Here is a 25,430-nt window from a genome sequence, read left to right on the forward strand (position 1 = left end):
GGTTTGTGGACATCGAATTTGCAGGCGCTTCCGGGGGATTTGTTTGCAGACCACGAAGTCGGAACGGTAACCGGGCTGTCAGGTGCGGGCGGGGCAGTCGGTGGGATACTCGCTAACCTCGCGACCGGCTGGGTTGTCCAGAACTTTACGTACGCACCGATATTTCTGGCCGCGGGTCTGGTGCATCCGATCTCGGCGGCGATCATTTATGGGATGCTGCCGGCGAAGATGTTCCCGCGTTCGAGTGAAGCGTAAACCGCTCGCTGACGCGCGCGGCTCCCAAGGAACACGACCACGAAATCTCGAAATTGCGTTTGTTCTTCACGTTTCTGACGTGGCCGCGAGCTATGTCATCCGCTCCCTTGATCAATCAGTTACCGAGCCCCGACCGTAAGGGAGCGGGTTTCATCACGCATTCGGCAGATTGCGGCGAGCGAGAAACGCACTCCCCAGGAGTTCGTGTGCGAAGCCGTCGAAACGCATCTTCATCGCAAGCGACTTCAGGATCTTTATGCTTACGGCGAAGCCCAAGCTCGGAAGCTGGGCATCGAAGAAAGTTGATGGGATCGTGGAGCAGGAGCGCCGTTACACCACCCCCCGTTACACCACGGTCCGATCGAAGACGAGGAAATCGCCTCAGCTTCAATAACGCTGTTCGAGTCGCTGGACCGGGAAGATGGCTACGCCCGTCCGCGGTGAAGTTTGGCTCTGCGATTTCGGAAGGGCCGCCAAAGTCAGGTCCGCACTAGTTGTCAGCGCTGCCTACGGAGAAGCGGACCGCGCGCTCTTGACGATGGTCCCTCAGACCACAGCTTTGAGGGGTTCGCCGTACGAGATCACGGTGTTCTCCAGCCACACGCGTTTGAGAAGGTCTCCGCCGGGCTACTACGCCGGCTCGGCTATTGACGCCACTCACATGGATCAAGCAGGGGATCCCAGGGTGATCCCTTTCTGCCTCTCCCAGCCGATTCCGTACAATAGAACAAACGTGACAATCTTAACTTTCGCGATGCCCGGCGCCGCGGTGCTCCTGCAGGGCATGAGTGGCAACTCCTTGAGCTTCGCGCTGCCGGTCCTGATGATCGGCGTGATGTACGTGCTCGTCGTGCTGCCCATGCAGCGCCAGAAAAAGAATCAGCAGAAAATGCTCGATGCGTTGAAGAGCGGCGATCTGGTTGTAACCACCGGCGGCATTGTCGGCACGATTACGACGCTGGAAAAGAACACCCTCGTGATCCGCGTCAAACCGGACAATCTCAAGCTGGAAGTTTCGCGCGCCGCCGTCGCCAGCGTCGTTCCGCCGGACGCACCAAAGTGACCGCGCCGGAGTGATCGTACCAGATAAAGCAGCGCGCGGCGATATACTTTCAGCTACACTGATTCCTTGCTTCCATCCGTTATTCAGGCAAGCCATACCCTACACATTGAAGGCGAAGTTTAAGTCATGCAACGAAATTTGATGGTTAAGACGATCGTTATCGTAGCCACGGTGCTGCTCTGCATCTACGGCATCATCGGAATCCCGACGTCGAAAGCGCAGCTCGAAGCGAATCTCCAGCACAATATCCGCCTCGGCCTGGATCTCAGAGGCGGCAGTCACCTCGTGCTTCAGGTACAGGTGCAGGATGCCATGCGCACCATCGCCGATCACGCCATGGAGTCGCTCAAGATGGAAGCGTCCAAGGAGAACATCCCCGTCGGTGGAACCGATCGCAACGATCCGCAGACGATCGAGCAGGCGGATAGCATCCAGATCAACGTCCACGGCGTTCCCGCGCAGAGTTCCGGCAAGTTCCGCACCCTGGTCGCCGAGCGCTTGCCCGAATGGAATCTGACCCCGGTCAACTCGACCGATTACAAGCTGAACCTGAAGCCCAGTTCGCTGATCGATATTAAGCGGCGCGCCATCGAGCAGTCCATCCAGACCATCAGCAACCGCGTGAACGCGCTGGGCTTGACTGAGCCGGTGGTACAGCAGCGCGGCCGCGCGGACGCGGACTACGAGATCCTCGTGCAGTTGCCGAGCATCGACGATCCGGCGCGCGTGAAGGACATCATCGGGCAGGCCGCGCAGCTCGAAATCGATGAAGTGAAAGAAGGTCCGTTCGCCAGCCAGGAGGCCGTGCTGCAGCAGAAAGGCGGCATTCTCCCGCTGAACACCAAGCTGGCGTCCTGGATCACACCGGGCGGCACGCAATGGTATCTGGTGTCCCGCTCCCCGGTGGTCACCGGCGAGGACCTGCGCAATGCGCGCGCGGGTCAGGATGAAATGCGCAAGTGGGAAGCGGACTTCACCCTCTCGCAGGAAGGCGCGCGGCGCTTCGAACGGTTCACCGAAGCCAATATCGGCAATCGCCTCGCGATCATTCTCGATAACCAGATCCGCAGCGTGGCCACGATCCAATCCAAGATTTCCGATAGCGGCCGCATTTCGAATCTCAGCAGTCAGCAGGAAGCGTCGGACCTCTCGCTGGTCATGCGTTCCGGTTCGCTCCCGGCGGGCATCAAGTATGAGGAAGAGCGCGTGGTTGGGCCTTCGCTGGGCGCGGATTCGATCAAGCAGGGATTGATCGCGGGCCTCGCGGGCCTGGCCGCCGTCGTCTTCGTGATGCTGTTTTATTACCGCAAATCCGGCGTGAACGCCGTGCTCGCGCTGCTGTTGAATACCATCATCCTGCTGGCGGCGCTTGGCTACTTCAGCGCGACGCTCACGCTCCCTGGAATTGCCGGAGTCATCCTCACCATCGGTATGGCCGTGGATAGCAATGTGCTGATTTTCGAGCGCATTCGCGAGGAGTTGCGCGCGGGTAAAGCGCCCGTAGCCGCAGTGGATGCGGGTTTCGGCAAGGCATGGTGGACGATTGTCGATACGCACGTCACCACCATCGTTTCGTGCCTGTTCCTGTTTCTGTTCGGAACCGGTCCGGTGAAGGGGTTTGCCGTGACTCTAGTGATCGGCCTGCTGGCCAACGTTTTCACCGCGGTGTTTGTTTCAAAGACCATTTTCGACTTCGAATTATCGGGTCGGGAAGTAAAGGCAGTCAGTATCTAAAATCATGTGTGATAGCTTTTCTAACGAATCGGAAACGGGAACAAGACAGAACGCGCCGGTGTCTAAACTGATGTCAGCGCCGGGCAGGCAGTAACCGGATGGAACTTTTTCGAGCAACGAACTTCGATTTTCTGGGCCGCAAATGGCCCTTCATTATTGCCTCGCTCGTGCTGACCGCGGCGGGGCTCGGGAGCCTTTTGGTGAAAGGCGGTCCGCGGTATGGGATCGATTTCAAAGGCGGCACCATGACGACGGTTAAGTTCGCGCAATCGCCGCCCATGAATCGGATCCGTTCCGTGATCGATCAGAAACTCGGCTCAGGCGCCTCGGTGCAAAGCTTTGTTGGCGGTACGAACGAGGTTTCGATCGGCACGGAAGGCGCGGATAGCAATACGCGCGCCCGCGTGATGAGCGCGCTCGAAGGCGCTTTCGGGCAGCCGGCCAACGGAAAACTGGATCTGAATAATGCCAGCTCGTCGGATATCGCCAACCGGTTGCGCGCTCCGCTCCAATCGGCCAATGTTTTCCTCGGCGAAGATCAGTTGACCAAACTGGCAAACGACATCCGGCAATTTCGCGATGCGCCGCCGCGGTCGGGTTTGATTACGGACTACAATCAGCTCTCCTCGGTCCCGGGGATGACGCCGCAAATCCTCAACGTGATTCGGGATCAATTCTCGCTTTCGCCGTTTACCTTGCGAAGCTCGGATTTTGTCGGTCCCAAGGTCGGAGCGGATTTAAGAAGACAAGCCGTTGTCGCTACCCTTTGCGCGCTGGGCGGAATGTTGATATATATAGCGTTCCGTTTCGAGTGGATTTATGGACTCGGCGCGGTCATCGCGGTGTTTCACGACACCATCATCACGATCGGAGTTTTCTCGCTGTTGAACAAGGAAATCGATCTGACCGTGATCGCCGCGCTGCTAACGTTGGTTGGTTATTCGATGAACGATACGATCGTCATCTTCGACCGCATTCGCGAAAACCTGCGCCTCGGCTCGGGGCGCCGCGAAAGCCTGGAGGGCGTCATCAACCGCAGCGTCAATCAAACGCTAAGCCGGACCGTGATGACGTCGGGTTTGACCTTCCTGACGGTATTGGCCTTGTTCTTGTTCGGTGGCCCGGTTTTACACGGTTTTTCACTTGCGCTCGTGATCGGGATTATAGTGGGTACCTACTCTTCGGTATTTGTCGCCAGTCCGATCGTGCTGGCCTGGCAAAACTGGGCCGATAAACGGCGGAAAAACTCTCCGGGTTCGCCGGTGGCCGTTCGAAACAGGCCGGTTGCCGGAGCGCGAGGCGCGCGATAGTATTGGCAATGATTTTGTTTGGGCAGGTGGAGTTAGGAAGGTAAATCGGGGTTTTAGGGGGGATTGGAGGCACAATGTTTGAGCAGAGTTTTGTGCAGACCGGAGACACGGCGAAGCGAGCGTCGTCGATCTTTATCTCGTTTCTCGTGCAGATAGCGATCATCACGGTTCTGGTGATCATTCCGCTGATCTATTTTGAGGCTCTGCCCCAGGGTCAGCTGACAAGCTTATTGGTGGCGCCGCCGCCACCTCCTCCGCCGCCTCCGCCGCCGCCGGCGCAGGCAGTGAAACAGGTCAAGATCATTCCGCGTCAGATGGATCTGAACGTACTCCACGCGCCTAAGACCATCCCCAAAGAAATCAAGATGATCAAGGAAGAGGACCTTCCGCCACCCACCGCTGGAGTCGTCGGCGGAGTTGCCGGCGGCGTTCCCGGCGGACAGGCAGGCGGTGTTCTGGGTGGAGTCATCGGCGGCCTTCCGAGCGCCGCGCCTCCTCCGCCGCCTCCCAAGAAGGTCGCGCCTAGCGGACCTCAGCGCATCGGCGGCAACGTGATGGCGGCGAACCTGATCCGCAAGATCACGCCGAACTACCCGCCGCTGGCCCGGCAGGCGCGTATTTCAGGTACTGTCCGGTTCTCGGCGATGATATCCAAGAGCGGGACCATCGAGAATCTGACTCTCATCTCCGGGCATCCGCTGCTGGTGCAGGCAGCGGAAGAAGCCGTGCGCCAGTGGCAGTATAAACCGACGCTGCTGAACGGCGAGCCGGTAGAAGTAGCAACCACCATCGACGTGAACTTCACGTTGGCTGGGCAGTAGTTTGTGAAGACAGCAGAGGTTTGCAGTTCTAGGTATATCTAACTCAACTCGCAGGAGAAAAAGACGATGCTTTTACAGTTGCAAGTATGGGGACTCTGGCTGTTGCAGGAAGCTGGCCAGCCCGGTTGGGATCCGCGATCGCTCTGGAACCAGATGAACTGGCTGGCCAGGACGGTCGTATTTATCATGTTCATCATGTCGGCATGGTCGATCGGAGTTATGATCGATCGCTTAATGGCTTTCGGAGCGGCGAAGAAGCAGTCCCGGCAGTTCGCGCCGGCGGTTGCCGGAGCGCTGCGCGAAGGTAAGTTGGATGAAGCGGTGAAGATCGCCGACCGTTACAAGAAAAGTCATCTCGCCAAGGTAGTCGTTGCCGGTCTACAGGAGTTTCAGGCGCATCAGGCCAGCACCGAAATATCGGGTGAAGAAATCGACGCGTCGCAACGCGCATTGGTTCGCGCGGAAGCCATCGTTCACGCGGAGCTCAAGCGCGGCGTATCGAGCCTGGCGACGATCGGTTCGACGGCTCCGTTCGTCGGTCTGTTCGGAACGGTTATCGGCATCATCCACGCGTTCCAGACGATGGCCGCTGAAAAGTCACCCGGTATCGGCGCGATTGCCGGCGGTATTTCGGAAGCCCTCGTCACCACCGCTATCGGACTTCTGGTCGCCGTGCCTGCCGTATGGATGTTCAATTACTTCACGGGCCGTATCGATTCGTTCGACGTTGAGATGGGTAACTCCAGCTCGGAACTGGTCGACTACTTCCTGAAGAAGTCGCAGGCCAGAACAGGCGTCCGTAAAGGCGTTTAGTCGCGGCCGGGTTCCCGAGGGCGAGTTGAGTTGAGTTGCGGCGGGTTTGCGTTTCAATGCCCGCCGCCTTCGAATCGCGAGTTTCGTGAGCTAGCCGCAATTACCGAACGAGGAGCTTGAGGACAATATGGAATTAAAGAAGGCACCACCTCCAGTCTCAGAGATCAACGTCACGCCGATGGTCGACGTTATGCTCGTTGTGCTCATCATCTTCATGGTCATCACGCCCTTGCTCAACAAAGGCGTCCAGGTAGATATGGCTAAGACGCGCAACCCGATTACGATGGCGGATGCCGAGAAAGAAGATGCAATCACGGTCGCGATCACGCGCGACGGCTCTGTCTATCTAAGCCCGGGCATGCTGCGACTCCAGCCCGACCAACTTCCGCAAAAGGTGAAGGATCTTTTGACCAATAAAGCGGACAAGACGGTCTTTATCCGGGCGGACGCGCGTGCCAAGTACGAACGGGTCGAAGATGTTGTCGATAACCTGCGGGCTGCGGGCGTCGATCAGCTTGGCTTACTTACGGAAGAAATGCTAAAGAAGCGCGGCTCGAACGGCAGTACTTCCGGTACCTAGGCGTTTCAATCAGCAAACGACTTTTCGTTAAGGAGAATTCCTATGTCAATGTCAGTGGGCGGGGGCTCTGGAGTTCAGGCCAACATTAATATGACTCCGATGATCGACATTCTGCTGGTGCTGTTGATCATCTTCATGGCGATTTCGCCCGTTTCTCCGAAGGGACTGCAAGCATTGGCGCCGCAGCCGCCGCCGCCCAATGCACCGCCTCCTCCGGATAACGACCGGACGGTCGTCATTGTGGTCGACAAGAATCATAACTGGAAGATCAACCAGGAAGACATCCCCGAGGACCGCATTGAGGACCGTCTGATCGATATCTTCAAGACCCGTGCCGAGCGCGTGGTATTCGTCAGAGGCGATCCGGATCTCGAATTCCAGTGGGTGGCGCGCGCGATTGATCATGCGCATGGCGCGAACATCGACAAGGTCGGCTTGATGACCCCCAAAGTGGAGGAAGGCCACTAATGAAGGTTTACTACGCCGTACTTGCGGCCTCCCTGGCCGCTGTGATGATGCTGAGTACCGGTTGTGAGAAGCTGAAGGCCCGTGACAACCTGAATCAGGGCGTGCAGGCCTTCAAAGCCGCCAAGTATTCCGATGCGGTAGAGAAATTCAAGACGGCCGTAGACCTCGACCCGAACTTCGCGACGGCCCGGCTCTATCTGGCAACCGCTTACGAGATGCAGTACATCCCCGGCGCGGAATCTCCGGACAATATGCAGTACGCCAAGTCGGCCATGGACGAGTTCCACAAAGTGCTCGACCAGGACCCGAAGAATGTGCTGGCCACCTCATCCATCGCTTCCCTTTATTACAACGAGAAGAAGTTCGATGACGCCGCGGAATGGCACCACAAGGTGATCGCGCTCGATCCCAATAATAAGGAGTCGTACTATACCTTGGGAGTCCTCGCGTGGCAGAAATGGTTACCGGTTGACCGGCAGGCGCGCCTCGATTCCAAGATGGCGCCGGACGCTCCGGGTCCTATCAAAGATGCCAAACTGCGCGATGAACTCAAGGTCAAGTGGATGCCAGTTCTGGATGAGGGCATCAAGGATGAAGAGAAGGCCCTGCAGATCGATCCAACCTACGACGATGCCATGGCTTATATGAACCTGCTCATCCGCTACCGGGCCGACCTTCTCGACGGTTCGGACGACTACAATAAGGCGATCGAGTCGGCGAACAACTGGATGCAGAAATCTCTCGAAACCAAGAAGGAAAAGGCTGAGAAGAAGGCTGCCGAAGCGGCCAATGGCGTAAAGACCGAGTAACTTCAACTTACATCCGTAAAGCTCACAAAGGCGGCTTGAAACCAAAGGCCGCCTTTGTTATTTTTCACACGCCGGCCAGGCTCTTGCTTACCTCGGAGATATGTATACCTTCACCGCCGATTATCACGACATCACGTCGGGTGAAAACGGAAAATGTGCCCTTTGTTATTGCGAGCCTGGATATGACCCTGGTCGCCTTGCCTTAGTCACCCGCGCGCGGCTCCAGCCGGACCCTCCCTTTCGGTCGGGCTCGGAGTGGGGCTGTACCGTCCCTTTTCCTCTTTGAACTCAGTAAACCGCGGATGTTACCGAGCCGCGACGGCGGCTATCCGTCGCCTAACTCTGAATGGACAAATACGAGCTTCTTCGAATAAGTCGCGGCCTCTGTATCTTTTCCTACTAAACCGCCTAGGCCCAATTGTGAACAAAGTGTAAAAAGTACTCCTAAGTCCGGGACAACTTGTGTGTCGAAGCGATATACTGCTGAGCACGCATGCTCAATCTCCTCTATAAGAAGTATTCGAAGAAATTGCTAATCGTCGCCGCCGGCCTCCTTACCGGAGCCGCGGCATTCGCTCAAACCGCGGGGAAGCCGGTGCTAATCACGCAACCGGTCAACGCGGCTAAGACAGTCACTTTAACGGGCAACACGCGGCCGGAAGCGATCGCGGCCAATGACCTCGGCGCAGTCCCCGACAGTTTCCAACTCCCGCACATGCTGCTTCAACTTCAGCGCTCGGCCCAGCAACAACAAGCCCTCGACACCTTGATCGACCAGTTACACGACACCAGTTCCGCTAACTACGGCCACTGGCTCACCGCCGAGCAGTTTAGCCAGTTCGGCCTTAACGCCCAGGATCTCAACACCGTCACCGCATGGCTCTCCAGCCAGGGTTTCGTTGTCAATGTCGTCTATACGAACGGCATCCTGATCGACTTCTCCGGAACCGCGGGCCAGGTCCACCAGGCATTCCAGACCGAGATCCATAATCTCAACGTGAACGGGAAGCACTACATCGCCAACATGAGCGATCCCAAGATTCCCGCCGCGCTCGCTCCCGCGGTTGTAGGTGTCGTTTCGCTCAATAACTTCCCGGCTCACGCGAATGTCGAGCGCCGTCCTGACTACACCGTGACAGTCAACGAAGAATACTTGGTTGCTCCCGGCGACTTACAGACCATCTATAACTTCACACCCGCTTACAAGGCCGGGCTTACCGGGAAAGGCGAAACCATCACCGTCGTCGAAGATACCGATGTTTATGCGACGAGCGATTTCACCACCTTCCAAACGACCTTCGGTTTGAGCAGCTTTGGCGGAACCCTTAAGACCGTGCATCCCGCGCCGCCGAGCGGCACGAACAATTGCACCGATCCCGGCGTTAACGGGGACGACTTCGAAGCGGCCGTCGATACCCAGTGGGCGCTCGCCGCTGCGCCTGCCGCGACAATCCAACTCGCTTCCTGCCCAACCACCACCAGCTACGGCTTCTTCATCGCTGTTCAGAATCTCGTGAATAGCGCCACGCCGCCGACCATTATCAGCATGAGCTACGGTGTTTGCGAAACTTTGCTAGGCGCCACGCAGAACGCCGCGATCAACAAGGCCTACGAGCAGGCTGTCACGGAAGGCGTCTCCGTGTTCGTTGCCGCCGGCGATTTCGGCGCCGCTTGTAACGATCACTTCGACGGCAACGGCGAGTACGCAAAGTATGGAATCTCGGAAAGCGGGTTTACCACCACGCCCTATAACGTTTCCGTAGGCGGCACCGACTTCGGCACCTTGTTCAATAATGACTTCAGTACTTATTGGAGAGGCACCAACACCAAGTACTACGAGTCGGCTCTCTCTTACATGTACGAAGTTCCCTGGAACGATAGCTGCGCCAGTGCCTTGGTAGCTGCCTACCTGGGCGACCCTCAGACGGGAGCGGGCTCGCTCTGTAACACCTCGACAGGTCAGAGCTTCCCCAATACAGTGGCGGGCAGCGGCGGCCCCAGCGGTTGCGCCACCGGTACGCCGTCTACTCCTCCTTATGTCAGCGGAACGTGCAAAGGTTATGCGAAGCCGAAGTTCCAGGCCGGCGTTCTCGGTATCCCGGCGGACAGCGTTCGCGACATTCCCGATGTATCGCTGTTTGCCTCTAACGGTTGGCTCGGCAGCTATTATCCTGTTTGCTATACCGATCCTAGTGGCGGCGGAACGTCGTGCGCCGGTGCTCCTTCCACCTGGGCCGGCGCGGGCGGCACTTCTTTCGGAGCTCCGATCATGGCCGCGGTGCAGTCCCTGATTAACGAGAAAACCGGCAAGCGGTCGGGCAATCCCAACGGGATTTACTACAAGCTCGCTGCTGCTGAATACGGCGCCAGCGGCTCCAGCGCCTGCAACTCCAACCTCGGGAACGGCGTCGCTTCCACCTGCATCTTCTACGACGTGACCTCGGGCGATATGGATCTGCCGTGCAAAGGCAAGGTCGATTGCTACGTCCCCACCGGTTACGGAAACCTATCGACGTCCGATACGACCTTCGAGCCGGCTTACGGCACAACCACCGGTTACGATCTGGCAACGGGACTCGGCAGCATCAACGTATACAACCTAATTACCGCGTACGCCAAAGCCGTCGCGCAGTAATTACTCCGCTTGAACTCGAGGCGGCTGTGGCAACGCAGCCGCTTCTTTTCATTTCTTTGTAATCCTCCATTTCCCAAAACGTAAAATAGAAACGTGGCCCCGCTTCTTCCGGTTGAGCTCGATGTTTCTCCCGAACTGCTCACTCAGGCCGCGTTCGCCCAGCTCCGGGCCCACATCCTCGAATACCGTCCGAATGACGATCTCACCCCCGTAGAGCGCGCCTTCACTTTTGCCGATGAGCGGCACGAGGGCCAGCGTCGCGCCTCCGGCGAGCCCTACATGTCTCATCCGTTGGCCGTCGCGGATATCCTGGCGTCCATGCGGATGGATGTCGTTTCCATCGAAACCGGTCTGCTGCACGACGTCCTGGAAGACACCGCCTCCACATCCGAAGAGATTCGCAAACAGTTCGGCGAAGAGGTTGCGCGCTGCGTTGACGGCGTCACCAAGCTCAGCAAGCTCGATTTCTCTTCCGCCGAAGACGCGCAATCGGAAAGTTATCGCAAGATGCTGCTGGCCATGGTCAGCGACATCCGCGTCATGATCGTCAAGCTGGCCGATCGCCTGCACAATATGCGCACCCTCGGAGCGCTTTCGAAGGAGCGTCAGGAGCGCATCGCCCACGAAACGGTCGAGATCTACGCGCCCATCGCGCACCGCCTCGGCATGGGAAAAGTGCGCGGCGAGCTCGAAGACCTCGCCTTCCGCCACCTCGATCCCGAAGCCTTCGAGGACATCTCGAACTCCATCGACGCGCACCGCCTCGCCAACGAAACGTTCCTGGCTTCCATCAAGAACACAGTCGAGGAAGAACTGCGCAAGGAAGGCATTCCCGCGCGGGTCGAAGGCCGCGTCAAGCGCGCCTATTCCGTCTACCAGAAATTGAAGCGCCAGAAGATCACGATCGATCAGGTTTACGATCTGCTCGCCCTGCGCATCATTACCGATTCCGTAAAGAACTGCTACGCCGCCCTGGGCGTGATCCACAACCAGTGGCGGCCGGTGCCGGGTCGCATTAAAGACCACATCGCGATCCCCCGGCCCAATCTCTACCAGTCGCTGCACACCTCCGTGGTGGGACCCGAAGGGCGGCATTTCGAGGTGCAGATCCGGACCGAAGAGATGCACCGCCTTGCCGAGGAAGGCATCGCCGCGCACTGGAAATACAAGGAAGGCCGAAAGCCGGGCGGCCCCAACCGCGGCCCGAGCGATGACGACCAGCGCATCGCCTGGCTCCGCCACTTAGTCGAGTGGCAGCAGGATATGAAGAACTCGTCCGAGTTCCTCGACACCCTGAAGGTCGATCTCTACGCGGACGAAGTCCACACTTTTACGCCGCGCGGCCGCGTGATCGCGCTGCCCAAAGACGCGACCCCGGTCGATTTCGCTTACGCCATTCACTCCGATATCGGCAACACCTGCTACAGCGCCAAAGTCAATGGCAAGGCCGTGCCGCTGCGCTACACGCTGCAGAACGGCGATACCGTCGAGATCATCACGCAGTCCAACCAGAAGCCCAGCCGCGACTGGCTCTCGTTCGTCAAGACCGCCAAAGCGCGCAATAAGATCCGGCACCTGATCAACGCCGAAGAGCGCAATAAGGCCATCGAGATCGGGCAAAAGTATCTGGACCGCGAAGCGCGGCGCTGCGGCGTTTCCCTCAACCGGGCACCCCGTGAACAGCTGCAAAGCGTCGCTGCCGATTATGGCTACGGCAAGATGGAAGACCTCTACGCGGCTCTGGGCTTCGGCCGCTTCAGCGCGCGCCAGGTGCTCCAGAAGATGATTCCCGGCGTCGCCGAGCCCGAGCCTGTGGCGGAACCGCCCGCGCCGGCTCCCTATCAGCCGCGTGAGCCGGGGGGCGAGGGCGTGGTCAAGGTGAGCGGCGCTGACGAGGTTCTTGTCTACCGCGCCAAGTGCTGCAACCCGATCCGCGGCGAAGCCATCGTCGGATATGTAACGCGCGGCAAAGGCGTGGCGGTCCACTCGCGGCAATGTTCGAACGTGCAGAAGCTGATGTTCGACGTGGAACGGAAGATCGATGTTGCCTGGGAAGGGACCGCGTCGGCGCCGTTGCCCGTGCGCCTCGTGGTTCATACCGACGACCGGCCCGGTTTGTTGAACCAGCTAACCTCCATCCTTTCGAGCGAGAATGCCAATATCCGTAGTCTCGAAGCGAAGACGGAAATCGACGCGACAGCGGACGCCCTGATCGAAATGACGATCGACGTAAAAGACAAAAAGCAGTTAGAGAAGCTGGTTAGTTCCATGCGCCGCATTTCCGGCATTCGCGATGTAGAGAGGTTGTTCCAGTGAGTAGCATTGTGAACCAGGGTGTGAACCAGGGTGTATCGACCGATCCCGAACACATCGCGATTTCCAAGTCGACCGGGATCTCCATCGATTGGAAAGACGGACACAAGAGCCAGTTCGGCCTCGAATATCTGCGCGATCACTGCCCGTGCGCCACCTGCTCCGGAGCGCACGGGACGACTCCGCGGGCCAAGACTTCCGAAAATCCGTTAAAGCTCTTCACGCCCAAGCTCCGGATTTTAGGCGTCGAACCGGTCGGGAATTACGCTTTGAAGATCGATTGGAGCGACGGACATTCGACCGGCATTTATTCGTTTGCGCACCTGCGGAGCCTCTCACAGTAGCGCGGACCCTCCCTTACGGATCGCAGCGCCGCGCTCACGGCCAGTCTGACACTGAGCCCGACCGAGAGGGAGGGTACTCTGCACGCATCACGCCTGCCGCGCGTCAAATCTACGTGAAGCTGTCGCACGCTGTAGTCCTCGTGTCCCTCGCCATCGCAAGCCTGGCCTTCGGAAGGCCTTCTGCGCCGAAGCCGCAGCGCGATCCGCGCCTCGATAGCGTTCTCCACGCCGTCGAAAAGCGCTACAACAGCGCCCACACGCTCACCGCCAAGTTCACCGAAAGCTACATTTCGGGCGATAAAGTTCGCCAGACCGAGTCCGGCACACTTACCCTCCGCAAACCCGGCCGGATGCGCTGGGATTACTCCTCGCCCGCGGGCAAAATGTTTCTGTCCGATGGGAAGCGGTTCTATCTCTACACGCCCACCACCCAGCGCGTCGAAGTGACCGCCGCCACGGACACGGAAGACATGCACGCGCCGCTCGCGTTCCTGCTCGGCAAGTTGAATTTCTATAAGGAATTCAGCGGATTCGAGCTGCGCGGCGAAGGTCCGGACCTCTGGATCGATGTCGATCCCAACTCGCCGGCCCTGCCTTACTCCAAAGTGGGATTCCTGGTCACGCCCGATTCGCGCATCAAGCGCCTGCGCGTTACCGAAGACGATCTCTCCGTCCTCGATTTCACCTTCGACAACGAAGTCCTGAACGCCCGTCTGGACCCCGGTCAATTCATTTTCAAGTTGCCCGCCGGCGCGGCGCTGGAAGACAACACGCGATAGCCCTCCCCATGTCAGACTTCATCCTCAAGTACGCCGATACGAACGGCGAAATGCACCAGTTGGTCACCCAGGCCGGTTCCGAACAGGAGTTGCGCGAGAAATACACCCGGCAGGGCTTCCTGGTCTATTCAGTAAAAGCCCGCAGCGCCGGCGCGGCCGTTCTGGGCTCCACGCACCGCAAGAAGAAGATCAACATGGAGCGGTTCCTGATCCTGAACCAGCAATTCGTCACGCTGATTCGGGCCGGGCTGCCGATCTTGAAAGGGCTCGACCTGCTGAGCGAGCGGCTGACCGACCCCAAGCTTGGGCCGTACATTTCCGGCGTCCGGGACGAAGTCCGCCGGGGAACGCTGCTCTCCGAAGCGTTCCGGATGCAGGGCGTTTTCCCCAAAATTTACGTCACCACCGTCATGGCCGGCGAGAAGAGCGGCAGCCTGACGGAAGTTCTCGATCGCTACATCACCTATCAGAAGCTTTCTCAGGCCGTTCGCAAGAAGGTAATCGTCTCGCTGCTTTACCCGGCCGTTCTGGTTGTGATGACGATTCTCCTGATTGTGTTCCTGGTGACCTACGTTGTGCCGAATTTCGCGCAGCTTTACATGAGTATGGGCGCGCAGCTGCCTACCATCACGCTGGTTTTGATCGCGATCGGCTCAACCGCGCGCTCCTATATTCTCCTCGGGTTCGCCGCCGTGGGCTTGATCGGTGTTGCTATCTACTTCTGGGGAAAAACTCCCGCCGGCCAGGAGCGTATGGATAAGTTCAAAATGCGCCTGCCGCTCTTCGGCGAAATCTGGGTAAAGTACCAGGTCGCGCAATTCGCGCGCGTCCTGAGCACGCTGCTAACCGGCGGAATTCCGCTCGTTCAGGGGCTCGACACGGCGGGCGAATCACTCGGCAACGCGCTGCTGCGCCGCATTCTGGACCGCGCCGCCCGCATGGTTCGCGAAGGCCAGGCGCTTTCGGCCGCGCTTGCGATGTCTAAAATGTTCCCGCCGCTCGCCATCGACATGATCGAGGTCGGCGAATCGACGGGCGCGCTGCCCGCTATGCTGAACAGCGTTGCAGAATTTTACGAAGATGACGTTTCTACACGAATGGCGGCAGCGCTCTCTTTAATCGAGCCCGTGATCATGGTTTTCATGGGCGCGTTTGTCGCGTTTGTCCTTATCGCTCTATATCTTCCAATCTTTTCGCTCGCGGACACGATTCAATAGCGCACGCCCTTCCGGGTTCCGTGTCCAGTACCGGGGGCTCATTGCCGGGCTCGTGGATTCCTGCTACATTGGAACCCTAACCTCACGTCAGCCCGTGTAGTTGAGTGGCTAAGGCGTCGTGCGGCCAACGCGCGCTAAAACCCTATGTTCTGTTCTTATGTTTGGTCTTATGGTTATGTTTAACGACAAGTGGCAAATCATTGTCGGTCTGAGCCTGCTCGCGCTGTTCGCCGTGCGTGTCGTTTCGCATTTTCGAGCGAAGACCTGGGAAAAGGGCAAAACGGTTTTCGGCCCGATTTTCATCATTCAGATGGCGCTCACCCTGCCCGCCCTGATCGGTGTGCTGCTATTCGTTTTCTACGAACCCGCCGTCGCCTGGGCCGCGCTTCCCTTCCCGGAATGGCTTCGCTACCTCGGACTGCTGCTGATTGCATTCGCCACGGTCTTCCTTGCGTGGATCCAGTACACGCTGGGGGCGAATTTCAGCCCTCTGGTGCGGATTAAGAGCGATCAACAGCTGGTGATTGCAGGACCCTATCGCTGGGTTCGCCACCCCATGTACACCGCCATCGCCATGCTTTCCATCAGTCTGCTGCTCATGACCGCGAACTGGTTCATTGGCGCGGCCTGGCTTCTCTGCACGGGGCTGGTCATGTTCGCCCGAACCCCTGGAGAAGAGCGGGTCCTGCTGGACGCGTTCGGCGATCAGTATCGCGACTACATGCGTTCGACTCCCCGGTTCGTCCCCAACGGCCGCCCGGCACCCGAGCGCAAGCGCGCCGCCGATGCTCCAGGCGCCGCGGCCGCGCAAACCGTCTTTGGTTCGTCATTTAATAAGGAGAAGCAATTATGAAAGTGAACAGCGGCTTCGGTCTCCTGTTCCTGTTATCTTGTTCAGCGTTCGCGGCCGCTCCCATCACCGCCCCGCTGCAACCGACCACCGGTCCCGGCGGCAGTGACATCTTGTACACAGCCGTGCAACGCGGGATTTATACGGTGAAGGGTTATTCAGCCGGAACGGGGTACGACTACTATATCTACACCCCGGCAGGCATCACTCCAGGTCCCACCAACCCCAATCCCCTGCGGACGCCGGCCTCAGCGCCGATCATCCTCTTCATCCATGGCTACGACGGAAACACGCCTCAGCCGTACCTGGTCTGGATGGCGCAAATGGCGCAAATGGGCTTCATCGTGGTTTGGCCGGAGTATGATTCCGTGGCCGATCCGGGGCTTAATTCCTACCTGACCGCGATCGGGCTGGTTTTCAACGCGGCAGTCAGCGAGTTAGCTACCCTGGGCGGCGTGCAGCCGATGCTTGGGAGCAACGATAAGCCGCTCTACACAATTGCAGGACACTCTCTGGGCGGCGATCTCGCGATTGGAATGGCGGCGGGATACCAGAACTACGGCATGCCGCAGCCGGCAGCGGTCTTCGCGATCGAATCCGGTCAGGGTACGTTCGGCAAGAGCGTCAATGCCGCGAAGATGAATCCGTCCACGATGGTGATCTTTGTGGACGGCGATGAGGACGGAACCGCGCAAGGCACAGCCGAACACTTGTGCGACAATGTCACGTTTTGGACGGCAGCGCCGCAGGCACCGATGTTCAAGCAGTTTCTGTTCGCCATCACCGATACGACGGGAACGCCGCAACAGCTCATGAGTCACTGGTTCCCGCTGACCTACACACTGCGAGACGACGTGCGTCCATACTCGGTGGACGACCGCGATTACAACATCACCTGGAAGCTCAGCATCGCCCTCTCCAATTGCGCGGTCTACGGCACGGACTGCAATTACGTGTTCGGCAACGGCCCTTTGAACGCCTACGGCGAAACTGCGCAGGTCGACATGGGTCTGTGGAGCAATGGAGTGCCGGTCACCCCGCTACTTCCGATTTCCGACCCGACGGCCTACTTCGCGGCCAGTCCCTATCTCTGCACGACGGGCACCAACTAGTTCGTTTCTCCTGAACCACTTGGGACGCCCGGGGTCGGCCATACCCCGCGCGTCCCTTTTTTGCCGCATACCCCTCTCAACGTTCCTCCCTCCCACGCGTCTATCAGTTACCGAGCCGCGGTGCATCAATTACCGAGCCGCGGGCATCAATTACCGAGCCGCGACGGTAACGGAGCGGTCTCCCGATATCACCCGGTCGCTCACACTCGCGACTCCATTCGTCTTTCCGGTCGCGCGTGGCGGTTCCATTGATGACGCATACCCCTCTCAACGTTCTTCCCTCCCCGCGCGTCATCTGATTAGGGCCAGTCACGTAATCGACGGCCCTCCCTGACTTCATGGCAACAACCGATCGACGTCTACAGGACCCCACTGGCGAAACTGCCCAGGCGCAGACCATCGCCGCGCGCTACCGCTGCGAATACGTCGACCTGCGCGATACCCCGATCGACCACGACCTTTTCCGCCACATTCCGGTCGATCTCATGTTCCGCTACAACTTCGTCCCGCTGCAGGGTCGTAACGGAACGCTGGAAATCGCGCTCGCCGATCCGCGCAACCTGGGCACCGTCGATGAACTCGGCCTGCTGCTGAACAAGAAGCTCCGGGTTAAGGTCGCGACGCTCTCCCAGATCTCGGAATTGCTCAAAAAGACCGAGCAGAGCCAGCGCGTCCTCGAAGATGTAACCGAAGGATTCACGATCGACGTTGTCACCGGCGACGAGAATTCCGAGGAGACGCTTTCGATCGAGAAGCTGAGTTCGGCCGACAGCAACATCGCTCCGGTCATCAAGCTGGTCGACACCACCATCTTCAACGCCCTCGAACGGCGCGCGAGCGATATCCACATCGAGTCGCGCGACCAGGAAGTCGCCATCAAGTACCGCATCGACGGCGTCCTTCACTACGCCATGCCGCCCATCGCCAAGGACTGGCATTCCACCATCATTTCGCGCATCAAAGTCATGAGCGAATTGGATATCGCGGAGCGCCGGGTCCCGCAGGACGGCCGTTTCCGGGTCCGCTACAAGAACCGTCTGATCGATTTCCGCGTGTCGATCATGCCCACCATCCACGGCGAAGACGCCGTGCTCCGCGTGCTCGATAAAGAATCGATGAGCGAAAAGTTCGCCAAGCTTTCGCTCGAAGTGGTCGGATTTTCGGATTCGGACCTGGTCAAGTTCCGCCGTTACATCAGTGAGCCGTATGGCATGGTGCTCGTAACCGGCCCGACCGGTTCCGGTAAGACCACCACGCTCTACGCCGCCCTCAGCGAGATCAAGAACGACGAAGACAAGATCATCACCATCGAAGACCCGGTCGAATACCAGCTGAAAGGGATCACCCAGATCCCGGTTAACGATAAGAAAGGGTTGAACTTCGCGCGCGGCCTCCGCTCCATCCTGCGCCATGATCCCGACAAGATCATGGTCGGTGAAATCCGCGACAAGGAAACCGCCGATATCGCCATCAATTCGGCCCTGACCGGCCACCTGGTCTTCACCACCGTCCACGCCAACAACGTTTTCGACGTTCTTGGCCGCTTTCTGAACATCGGCGTCGAGCCGTACAACTTCGTATCGGCTTTGAATTGCATCCTGGCGCAGCGCCTCGTGCGCGTCATCTGCGAGCATTGCAAACGGCCCGTGAAAGCCTCGGAAGCGCTCCTGGTCGAGAGCGGGCTCGATCCGGCGGAATGGCAGCACCTGGAAATGTTCGAAGGCTCGGGCTGTTTTGAATGCGGGGGTACCGGCTTCCGCGGCCGGAGCGCCATCCACGAACTGCTGGATCTCAACGACAAGATCCGCGAGCTGATCCTGGACCGCCGTCCCAGCTCCGAAATCAAGCGGCTGGCCCGCGAACAAGGCATGACCTTTCTTCGTGAATCGGCTGTAGACAAAGTCCGCGCAGGCATCACCACGTTGAAGGAAATCAATAAGGTGACGTTCATCGAAGGGTAAGCATGCCGGACATCCTGCGTTCTCTCACCCGGTATCTGAAAGATCCGCCGCCCGAAGTCGTGTTCGAGATCGCGACGGACGCCGTGCGTATGGCGCGCTCCGGCCAGGCGAACTCCATCGAGTCCGCCCCGCTGGGACCGGGCGTGATCTCGCCGTCGCCCCTACACGACAACATTGCGCTTCCCGAGCCGCTGCAGGCCGCCGTCTACCGGCTCGCCCCCTCCACCGGACGCCGCCGCAAACAGCGAACCGCGGCCGTTCTGCTGCCCGATAACTCCGCGCACGTGACCGTACTCGAATTCTCCGATCTGCCCGACAATCACGACGAGCAGCGCGCTCTGATCCGCGCCCGCCTCAAACGCAGCGTGCCGTTCGATATCGATACCGCGGCGTTGAGTTACTGGACTCAGGAAGCCGCTGCGCCCACCGGAACTCCCGCGAAAGGCGCGAAAGTGCGCCGCGAAGTCGTGGTAGCCACTACGCCGCCGGAGATCGTCCAGCGCTACGAAGCGCCGTTTCGCAATGCCGGGTTTGAGCCGGGCCTGGTGACGCTGGCATCGCTGGCTTGCCTTGGTTTGGTCGACCACCGCGGCATCTCGATCGTCGCTCGACTGAGCGGGGTCGTACTCACCGTTTTGGTGAAACAAGACCGGATTTTGAAACTGACGCGGTCGATCGCTCTCGCGGAAACGGCCTCACCGCTCGATGAAATCGCCGGTCACTTGTTTCAAACGTTCGTCTATGTGGAAGACAATCTGGGGCGCGGGGCTGAACAGTTGTATCTGGCCGGCTTTGGCTCCATGGAGTCGCAAGCTCTGGAAACGTTTCCCGATGAATTCAAAGTTCCCGTGCTGGTGCTTGGCGGCGCGGATACCGGTATTCGCGGTTATTTGAAAGGAGCTGCCTAACCCATGTCTCCTCAGATCAATCTGGCTTCCGAACCGTTTCGCCGCGACCGGCTGGTTGTGATCACATCGGCGGCGATTGCCGCGGTGCTGGCGGTCACGCTCGCCCTGCTTGTCTCGATCATCGTTACCGACCGCCGCGCGATGCAGAACGACAGGATGGCGCTCGACAGCCTCGACCATCAGATGCGCGTCATGCGCGCCGAACAATCGAAACTCGACGCGCAGCTGCGGATGGCAGGCAACGCCGACGTGCTCGACCGCAGCGTCTTCATCAACCGTCTGCTCTACCGAAAGGGCATCAGTTGGACGCGCTTGTTTGAAGACCTTGGCAAGGTCGCACCGCCTAATGTGCGGATTGTCTCCATCCGTCCCCAGGTGGATGACCGCGATCACATTGCTCTCGATATGACGGTTGGTGCGGAATCGCAGCAGCCGATTATTGAGTTCGTAACCCGGCTTGAAAGTTCCGATTTGTTTGGGGATGCGACCGTATCGGTTATCCAGCCGCCATCGCAAACCGACCCGTTGTACCGCTATCGCATTGGTGTGAACTATGCCCAGAAGCTTTAGTCTCAGTAACATTGGTTCGCTAACTTCCGTCGTGCGCGGCGCCGATTGGAGTGAGCCGCGCGTCTATGTGCGAGGGATTGTCGGATTGCTTGTCCTCGCCAACTTACTAGCCGCGGCATTCGCGTTTCACCTATTCGGAACCTCGCCCGCGCAGTTGCGCGATGAGCTCGCGGATACCCAGGCTTCGGTTGCGGCGCAACGGCTGCAGCTCGTCCGGAAACGCCAGATTTCGGTAAAGATCGGCAAAGCGAAAGGTGAAGGCGATCAATTCCTGTCGCTTTACATGACGCCGCGCCGGACCACTTACTCCACGATCGTTTCCGAAATCCAAAAAGCGGCGCAGAGTACCGATCTTACCCTGAAGGAAAATACGATCGCCCCGCTGGAGCCGGTTAAAGGTTCGGATGATTTAAGCATGATGACCATTACCGCGTCGTTTGAAGGAACTTATCCGAACCTGTTGAAGTTCATCAATCTGCTGGATCGGAGCCCGCGGTTCCTGATTATCGAATCCCTGGCGGCATCGCCTCAGGCGAGCGGAAAAGGACTCCTCACGGTGCTGAAACTGAATACGTTCGTTCGCGGCGATACGGGATCGGAGATATGAATTTCGGAGCCGATCGCAAGAAGATTTTGATCCTCAGCGGGCTGGGGGCTGTGGCTGTCTACGTTCTTTGGACGAACGTATTTTCAGGCGGCGAGACCAGCTCCGCGAATACGCATGCGCATGTTGTTGCGGCGGCGCCGGGAACCGTACTGCAGCCGAACGCCGCAGACACCCGGCGGGTGCTTAGCCGCCGCGGGGCGCAGCATCGCGGAGGCGAATTTAATCCCGATATCGTGCCGGGCAAAGCGGATCCGAACAACGTGGACCCCACACTACGTTTGGATTTGCTCGCCAAAGTGCAGGGCGTCGATGTGGACTCTACTGGGCAACGCAATATCTTCACTTTTGGCGACGTTCCCAAGCCGCCGGATCCAAGTCCCTTGCCGCATGTGGCGGGAATCAAACTTGACGGGAAGGGACATCCGATCCCGCCCACGCCTCCAGGGCCGACGACTCCACCCCCGCCCCCCGGACCGCCGCCGATTACGCTCAAATATTACGGCTTCGCGACACCAAGATCCAACGGACGCAAGCGCGCTTTCTTCCTGGATGGCGAAGACATCATCTTGGCCGGCGAAGGCGACATGGTCAAGCGCCGCTACAAGCTGGTCAAAATCGGCGTAAACTCGGTCACTTTTGAAGACACGCAATTCAACAACAACCAGCAAACGGTTCCGTTGACGCCCGACCCCGCCGGATGATGACGCGCCCCACTGCAAGACCTCCGCACGAAGAGGGTTACGCGCTTCTGATGATCTTCCTGGTCGCGGCAATTCTCGCGCTGACGCTCTATCAGGCGATGCCGCGCGTCGCGTTCGAAGCCGAGCGTGATAAAGAACAACTCCTGATCGACCGTGGAGAGCAGTATAAGCGGGCCATTCAGCTTTACTACCGCAAGACGGGCCGCTATCCGGTCAAGATGGAGGATTTGGAAAACACGAATAACATCCGGTTCCTCCGGCAGCGCTACAAAGACCCGATGACCGGAAAGGACGAATGGCGCCTGATCCATGTGGGGCCCGGCGGCGTGTTCACCGATTCGCTGACGCAGAAGAAGCAGACGACAACGGCGCCGGCGTCCGCGCCGAACACGTTCATCACGGAACTGGGGCCGGTCGGCGATACCGGCGCAGGCAACGCGCAAGCCATCAACCCGGGATTACGACGACGCCCCAGCGATGGCGGCGGTCCCGGCGGGGGTGATCCCAATTCGCCCTTCCCACCCGATCCTTCCATGCAGAACGGCGGCAACGGCGCGGGTTTTAACGGCGGTTCCTTTTCCAATCCTGGGCAGGGCAACAATGGACTTCCGAACTCGGGCCCATCGAGTGGCGCTCTGGTCGCGGATCCGGGTCTCAACGGGCCCGGGAATTCGGTCCTACCCCCGCCATCGTTGAATACAAACCCGGGCGCATTACAGCCCCCATCCGCGGGCTCCGGCCAAAACGGGACCAGCGCCGCGGCAATGATTGGTCAGATGTTGACTGGCCCGCGACCCGGTGGACCACCTCCCGGAATCTTCGGCAATAATGCCAACGGTGGGGATAATAGCGCGTTCCCAGCCCCATCGAATACGACCAATGCGACTGCGGGGACCAGTTCATTCGGAAGCAGTGCCGGGAGTTCGGCCGGCGGTAGCAGCCCAGGGCAAGTTCTCGCGGGCAGTTTTGCCGGAGTCGCCAGCACGTCGGAAAGCCCTTCGATCAAGATTTACAACGATCACCAGAAGTACAACGAGTGGGAATTCATTTACGACTACTCGAAGGACGTTGCCAAGGCTGCGGGTCTGGCGGTGAATGCCTCTGGTGCGAATACGGGAACCACCAACGGCAATAATACGGGCCTCAATGGCAGTAGCGCGGGCAACGGCGCGGGCGGTTCCTCGTTTGGCAATTCGTTTGGAAATAATTCGAATAACACGGGCGGGGCCGGTGCCGGCTCGAACTCAGGCGGCACGGGTACGGGCTCGTCCCCGACCAATCAGTAACCGCAACCCGTCGCTACGCTATCCTGATCCTTGCCCCCCAGCCATGGCGATTGTCATCGCAATTGACGGCCCGGCAGGCGCGGGTAAAAGCACCATCGCACGCCGCCTCGCCCGTCGCCTCGGGTACACCTACATCGACACCGGCGCCATGTATCGCGCCGTCGCTCTGTGGGCCATCCGTCAGTCCGTCGAGCTAAGCGACATGCACCGGCTCGATCAACTCGCGCAAGCCGCCGACATCCAGCTCGATTCCACTCGCGACCTGGTGATCCTCAACGGCGAGGATGTCACGCTCGCGATCCGAGCCGAAGATGTTTCCGCCGCCGCTTCTCAGGTTGCAGCCGTGCCGGCCGTTCGCCGCGCTCTGGTTCTCAAACAACGCGCGCTGGCCGAAACGCAAAACGTCGTCATGGAAGGGCGCGATATCGGCACGGTCGTTTTCCCCAATGCGCGGTTGAAGATCTACATGGATGCTGATCCCGGCGAACGCACCCGCCGGCGCGCAACCGAAGCGGGCGCCGATCTCGAGAGCGTCCGCGAGCAGATCTCCGAACGCGACCGGCGCGACCAGACTCGCGGCGATTCGCCGCTCGCGCAAGCTCCCGACGCGCTCTACCTGGACACCACCGATCTGACGCTGGAAGAAGTCGAGGAGGAGATCCTCAAGATGGTCCGCGCCCGCACCAGCAACGGCAAGGAGCATTCTTGAGCAATCTGCTGGTCATGAAGTTCGGTGGGACCAGCGTGGGTTCCGCCGAGCGGATGCGCGCCGCAGCCCAACTCATTCGTGACGCGCATCAACAGCGCGACGTTCTGGTGGTGGTGTCCGCGATGTCGCGCGTGACTGACTTGCTGCTCGACACCATGAAGCACGCGGAAGCGGATGACCGCTCCGTCGTCGAGCAGAACATATCGCAGATCCGGCAACGCCACGTACAGACCGCGCGGGAATTGCTACCTGCGGCCGAGGAGAAGCTCATCGAAGGGGAGATCGATTCCCTGATCCGCGAATTCGAGCGCATCGTCAACGGAATGCTGATGCTGGGCGACCGGCCTGCACGCTCGGTGGACGAAGCCGTCGCCATCGGCGAACGCCTCTCCAGTGTGCTCCTCGCCGCGCATTTGAACACCATCGGAACGCACGCGACCGCTTGCAACGGCGCGGAGATGATCGTCACCGACGCCGTCTTCGGGAACGCATCGCCCGTCATGGAGCACACCACCAAGCGGGCCCATGCGATCGTGGATTCTCTTCTAGCAGCCCACACGATCCCCGTCGTGACGGGATTCAACGGGGCCACGCTGGATGGCCGCCCGACGACGCTCGGCCGCGGCGGCTCCGACTTCTCAGCCTCGATCTTGGCCGCGGCGCTCGGCGCAGCAGAGCTATGGATCTGGACGGACGTCGACGGCATCATGACGGCCGATCCGCGTTTGGTTCCCGACGCGAAGGTGCTGCCCGAAGTCAGTTTCCGCGAAGCTGCCGAACTTGCCTACAATGGCGCGAAGGTTCTGCATCCGCGCACCCTCGCGCCATTAGTCGATCAGGAAATTCCGGTCTGGAGTAAGAACAGTTTCGCGCCCCAGAAGCCCGGTACGCGGATCGTCGGCCGACTAACAACGTCGGAAGGCGCGCGCGCCGTAACCTCGATGAGCAACGTGGCGCTGATCTCGCTCGAAACCTCCAGCGCGGTGGTGTCAGGCGTCCAGGTAATGGCGCGCGCTCTCGATGCGGTTTCGCGCACGAACATCGAAGTCCTCGCGATTTCCGGATCGAGCTACCGCCAAAGCTTCTGCTTCCTGGTGCGCTCCGGTGAGTTACAGACGACGCTCGATGCGCTGGAAGCCGCGCTCGCGCTGGAGATCGCGCATGGCTATGTTAACCCGATCGAGGTCGATGAAGACGTCGGGCTTCTGGCCGTTGTAGGCGAAGGGATGCGAGGGACGCCGGGCTTAGCCGGCCGCGTCTTTACCGCGATCAGCCGCGAGAAAGTCAACATCATCGCCATCGCGCAAGGTTCCAGCGAACTTACGATTGCGATCGTAGTGAGGCGGCGCGGGTTAGAGAAGGCCGTGCGGGCTGTTCATGCGGAGTGTCACTTATGAGTCGGGGGCTATTTGTGCCTGAATACCTCGAGGCAATCGCGCAGAGCCTCGAGCCCATTCGCGATCGCCTCCTCAACGGTCTCGCCGTCAGATATCCGCCGCCCTCGTCTTCTAAGGAACTCGCGCAAAACGGAGCGCGCCCCGCGCCGCCAGGCGTCACTAGTTCCTCTTTGGTTTGGCGGCGCGGG

At 59.4% G+C, this 25,430-nt stretch carries 23 protein-coding genes and 2 pseudogenes; all 25 read left to right on the top strand.

The genetic code is table 11. From position 1 onward, the window contains the following. Positions 1-255: pseudogene (locus H1Y01_RS14755) on the top strand (hypothetical protein); the annotation flags it as partial. Between the two features lie 421 nt (positions 256-676). Continuing rightward, positions 677-847, top strand: a pseudogene (locus H1Y01_RS20115) (type II toxin-antitoxin system PemK/MazF family toxin); the annotation flags it as partial. Positions 848-1,009: 162 nt separating this feature from the next. Next, complete coding sequence (gene yajC, locus H1Y01_RS19745; protein ID WP_257644461.1) at positions 1,010-1,318, top strand: preprotein translocase subunit YajC; 309 nt, start codon at positions 1,010-1,012, stop codon at positions 1,316-1,318. 126 nt (positions 1,319-1,444) lie between these two features. Continuing rightward, positions 1,445-3,052: a protein translocase subunit SecD gene (gene secD, locus H1Y01_RS14770; RefSeq protein WP_180541275.1), complete on the top strand. Its 1,608-nt coding sequence runs from the start codon at positions 1,445-1,447 to the stop codon at positions 3,050-3,052. A 98-nt stretch (positions 3,053-3,150) separates the two neighbouring features. Next, a complete protein-coding gene (gene secF / locus H1Y01_RS14775) occupies positions 3,151-4,362 on the top strand; it encodes a protein translocase subunit SecF (RefSeq protein WP_180541276.1) in 1,212 nt (403 codons plus the stop codon). Between the two features lie 74 nt (positions 4,363-4,436). Further along, positions 4,437-5,183 carry an energy transducer TonB gene (locus H1Y01_RS14780; protein WP_180541277.1) on the top strand — a complete coding sequence of 249 codons (747 nt, stop codon included), beginning with the start codon at positions 4,437-4,439 and terminating at the stop codon, positions 5,181-5,183. 66 nt (positions 5,184-5,249) lie between these two features. Further along, positions 5,250-5,996, top strand: coding sequence for a MotA/TolQ/ExbB proton channel family protein (locus tag H1Y01_RS14785; protein WP_180541278.1), 747 nt, complete (start codon positions 5,250-5,252; stop codon positions 5,994-5,996). Between the two features lie 127 nt (positions 5,997-6,123). Further along, complete coding sequence (locus tag H1Y01_RS14790; RefSeq protein WP_180541279.1) at positions 6,124-6,576, top strand: biopolymer transporter ExbD; 453 nt, start codon at positions 6,124-6,126, stop codon at positions 6,574-6,576. A 48-nt stretch (positions 6,577-6,624) separates the two neighbouring features. Further along, positions 6,625-7,044 carry an ExbD/TolR family protein gene (locus H1Y01_RS14795; RefSeq protein WP_219341568.1) on the top strand — a complete coding sequence of 140 codons (420 nt, stop codon included), beginning with the start codon at positions 6,625-6,627 and terminating at the stop codon, positions 7,042-7,044. Beyond that, entirely contained in the window at positions 7,044-7,853 is an 810-nt protein-coding gene (locus tag H1Y01_RS14800) for a tetratricopeptide repeat protein (RefSeq protein WP_180541281.1), read from the top strand. Before H1Y01_RS14795 ends, H1Y01_RS14800 begins: the two co-directional genes overlap by 1 nt. A 493-nt stretch (positions 7,854-8,346) precedes the next feature. Continuing rightward, positions 8,347-10,488, top strand: coding sequence for a S53 family peptidase (locus tag H1Y01_RS14805; protein ID WP_180541282.1), 2,142 nt, complete (start codon positions 8,347-8,349; stop codon positions 10,486-10,488). Positions 10,489-10,581: 93 nt separating this feature from the next. After that, entirely contained in the window at positions 10,582-12,804 is a 2,223-nt protein-coding gene (locus H1Y01_RS14810; protein WP_180541283.1) for a RelA/SpoT family protein, read from the top strand. Then, positions 12,801-13,145 (top strand): gamma-butyrobetaine hydroxylase-like domain-containing protein, encoded by a 345-nt coding sequence (locus H1Y01_RS14815; RefSeq protein ID WP_219341569.1) that lies wholly within the window; start codon positions 12,801-12,803, stop codon positions 13,143-13,145. Before H1Y01_RS14810 ends, H1Y01_RS14815 begins: the two co-directional genes overlap by 4 nt. Before the next feature lie 113 nt (positions 13,146-13,258). After that, complete coding sequence (locus tag H1Y01_RS14820; RefSeq protein WP_180541284.1) at positions 13,259-13,924, top strand: LolA family protein; 666 nt, start codon at positions 13,259-13,261, stop codon at positions 13,922-13,924. Between the two features lie 8 nt (positions 13,925-13,932). Then, entirely contained in the window at positions 13,933-15,141 is a 1,209-nt protein-coding gene (locus tag H1Y01_RS14825) for a type II secretion system F family protein (protein ID WP_180541285.1), read from the top strand. 175 nt (positions 15,142-15,316) lie between these two features. Continuing rightward, positions 15,317-15,994 carry a methyltransferase family protein gene (locus tag H1Y01_RS14830; protein ID WP_180541286.1) on the top strand — a complete coding sequence of 226 codons (678 nt, stop codon included), beginning with the start codon at positions 15,317-15,319 and terminating at the stop codon, positions 15,992-15,994. Beyond that, positions 15,991-17,103, top strand: coding sequence for an alpha/beta hydrolase family protein (locus H1Y01_RS14835; RefSeq protein WP_180541287.1), 1,113 nt, complete (start codon positions 15,991-15,993; stop codon positions 17,101-17,103). The genes H1Y01_RS14830 and H1Y01_RS14835 overlap by 4 nt, the downstream gene beginning before the upstream one ends. A 338-nt stretch (positions 17,104-17,441) precedes the next feature. Further along, positions 17,442-19,064 carry a GspE/PulE family protein gene (locus H1Y01_RS14840; RefSeq protein ID WP_180541288.1) on the top strand — a complete coding sequence of 541 codons (1,623 nt, stop codon included), beginning with the start codon at positions 17,442-17,444 and terminating at the stop codon, positions 19,062-19,064. A gap of 2 nt (positions 19,065-19,066) precedes the next feature. Beyond that, on the top strand, positions 19,067-19,972 hold the full coding sequence (locus H1Y01_RS14845) for a hypothetical protein (RefSeq protein WP_180541289.1): 906 nt from the start codon (positions 19,067-19,069) through the stop codon (positions 19,970-19,972). Positions 19,973-19,975: 3 nt separating this feature from the next. After that, positions 19,976-20,542, top strand: coding sequence for a PilN domain-containing protein (locus H1Y01_RS14850; RefSeq protein WP_180541290.1), 567 nt, complete (start codon positions 19,976-19,978; stop codon positions 20,540-20,542). Further along, positions 20,526-21,149, top strand: a complete 624-nt coding sequence (locus tag H1Y01_RS14855) for a GspMb/PilO family protein (protein ID WP_180541291.1) — start codon at positions 20,526-20,528, stop codon at positions 21,147-21,149. Before H1Y01_RS14850 ends, H1Y01_RS14855 begins: the two co-directional genes overlap by 17 nt. Continuing rightward, positions 21,146-21,850: a hypothetical protein gene (locus H1Y01_RS14860; protein ID WP_180541292.1), complete on the top strand. Its 705-nt coding sequence runs from the start codon at positions 21,146-21,148 to the stop codon at positions 21,848-21,850. The genes H1Y01_RS14855 and H1Y01_RS14860 overlap by 4 nt, the downstream gene beginning before the upstream one ends. A 50-nt stretch (positions 21,851-21,900) precedes the next feature. Further along, positions 21,901-23,136 carry a hypothetical protein gene (locus H1Y01_RS14865; RefSeq protein ID WP_180541293.1) on the top strand — a complete coding sequence of 412 codons (1,236 nt, stop codon included), beginning with the start codon at positions 21,901-21,903 and terminating at the stop codon, positions 23,134-23,136. A 43-nt stretch (positions 23,137-23,179) separates the two neighbouring features. Then, on the top strand, positions 23,180-23,845 hold the full coding sequence (cmk, locus tag H1Y01_RS14870; RefSeq protein ID WP_180541294.1) for a (d)CMP kinase: 666 nt from the start codon (positions 23,180-23,182) through the stop codon (positions 23,843-23,845). Continuing rightward, on the top strand, positions 23,842-25,242 hold the full coding sequence (locus H1Y01_RS14875; RefSeq protein WP_180541295.1) for an aspartate kinase: 1,401 nt from the start codon (positions 23,842-23,844) through the stop codon (positions 25,240-25,242). The genes cmk and H1Y01_RS14875 overlap by 4 nt, the downstream gene beginning before the upstream one ends. The last annotated feature ends 188 nt before the right edge of the window (positions 25,243-25,430 follow it).

This window comes from Nevskia soli (genome assembly GCF_903970205.1).
In the GTDB taxonomy this organism is placed as follows: Bacteria; Acidobacteriota; Terriglobia; order Bryobacterales; family Bryobacteraceae; genus Bog-113.

Bases quoted from the DNA above. Each gene is read 5' to 3' on its own strand.
- cmk (WP_180541294.1), top strand. From the start codon at position 23,180: ATGGCGATTGTCATCGCAATTGACGGCCCGGCAGGCGCGGGTAAAAGC.
- H1Y01_RS14840 (WP_180541288.1), top strand. From the start codon at position 17,442: ATGGCAACAACCGATCGACGTCTACAGGACCCCACTGGCGAAACTGCC.
- H1Y01_RS14795 (WP_219341568.1), top strand. From the start codon at position 6,625: ATGTCAGTGGGCGGGGGCTCTGGAGTTCAGGCCAACATTAATATGACT.
- secD (WP_180541275.1), top strand. From the start codon at position 1,445: ATGCAACGAAATTTGATGGTTAAGACGATCGTTATCGTAGCCACGGTG.
- H1Y01_RS14780 (WP_180541277.1), top strand. From the start codon at position 4,437: ATGTTTGAGCAGAGTTTTGTGCAGACCGGAGACACGGCGAAGCGAGCG.
- H1Y01_RS14845 (WP_180541289.1), top strand. From the start codon at position 19,067: ATGCCGGACATCCTGCGTTCTCTCACCCGGTATCTGAAAGATCCGCCG.
- H1Y01_RS14830 (WP_180541286.1), top strand. From the start codon at position 15,317: ATGTTTAACGACAAGTGGCAAATCATTGTCGGTCTGAGCCTGCTCGCG.
- secF (WP_180541276.1), top strand. From the start codon at position 3,151: ATGGAACTTTTTCGAGCAACGAACTTCGATTTTCTGGGCCGCAAATGG.
- H1Y01_RS14800 (WP_180541281.1), top strand. From the start codon at position 7,044: ATGAAGGTTTACTACGCCGTACTTGCGGCCTCCCTGGCCGCTGTGATG.
- H1Y01_RS14865 (WP_180541293.1), top strand. From the start codon at position 21,901: ATGATCTTCCTGGTCGCGGCAATTCTCGCGCTGACGCTCTATCAGGCG.
- H1Y01_RS14790 (WP_180541279.1), top strand. From the start codon at position 6,124: ATGGAATTAAAGAAGGCACCACCTCCAGTCTCAGAGATCAACGTCACG.
- H1Y01_RS14785 (WP_180541278.1), top strand. From the start codon at position 5,250: ATGCTTTTACAGTTGCAAGTATGGGGACTCTGGCTGTTGCAGGAAGCT.
- H1Y01_RS14835 (WP_180541287.1), top strand. From the start codon at position 15,991: ATGAAAGTGAACAGCGGCTTCGGTCTCCTGTTCCTGTTATCTTGTTCA.
- H1Y01_RS14860 (WP_180541292.1), top strand. From the start codon at position 21,146: ATGAATTTCGGAGCCGATCGCAAGAAGATTTTGATCCTCAGCGGGCTG.
- H1Y01_RS14855 (WP_180541291.1), top strand. From the start codon at position 20,526: ATGCCCAGAAGCTTTAGTCTCAGTAACATTGGTTCGCTAACTTCCGTC.
- yajC (WP_257644461.1), top strand. From the start codon at position 1,010: ATGCCCGGCGCCGCGGTGCTCCTGCAGGGCATGAGTGGCAACTCCTTG.
- H1Y01_RS14850 (WP_180541290.1), top strand. From the start codon at position 19,976: ATGTCTCCTCAGATCAATCTGGCTTCCGAACCGTTTCGCCGCGACCGG.
- H1Y01_RS14805 (WP_180541282.1), top strand. From the start codon at position 8,347: ATGCTCAATCTCCTCTATAAGAAGTATTCGAAGAAATTGCTAATCGTC.
- H1Y01_RS14825 (WP_180541285.1), top strand. From the start codon at position 13,933: ATGTCAGACTTCATCCTCAAGTACGCCGATACGAACGGCGAAATGCAC.